The organism is Helicobacter monodelphidis (assembly GCF_003288845.1).
In the GTDB taxonomy this organism is placed as follows: Bacteria; Campylobacterota; Campylobacteria; order Campylobacterales; family Helicobacteraceae; genus NHYN01.
In genome coordinates this window covers 1-422 of the sequence record NZ_NHYN01000105.1, presented here as the reverse complement: position 1 = coordinate 422, position 422 = coordinate 1, and the positions used below count along the sequence as shown (strand labels likewise).

Annotated in this window: 1 pseudogene; it reads right to left on the bottom strand. The window is 36.5% G+C overall.

Features of this window, described 5'->3' with window-relative positions:
* A pseudogene (locus tag CCZ01_RS10675) lies at positions 1-422 on the bottom strand (hypothetical protein); the annotation flags it as partial.

The following is a 422-nucleotide window of genomic DNA, read 5'->3' as shown; positions in this document are numbered from 1 at the left end:
ATTGCCTTCTTGATGTGTAAAGAAGTTTTCTAGCTCTCCTTTTTGCTGTTTTGTTTGGAGTTCTAAGGCTCTTTGTAGGATTGGATCTTCTGTGGATTGTGGTATAATGTCATCAGCAATCGATGAAATGTTCTTTTGAACCAGTCGCCCGTCAAGACTTTGGGCTTGAGTGTAGGGGGTGTGGGCGTCCCTACCATCGATTATAATTTCTTTCTTTGACATTAAGTCAAAGTTTTTCAGTCTTGTCTTATTTGCATGAAATATTACATTTGTTCCACTATCATTCCTCAATCCAACATCACCCATTTTTTTATCACTTCTTACATTAGGATTTTTAATGATGATTTCAGGCTCATTAATGACTTTTTGAATCACTTCTTCTAAGTCTTGTTTATCTCTAAACATTTCAGGATGTCGCTCCA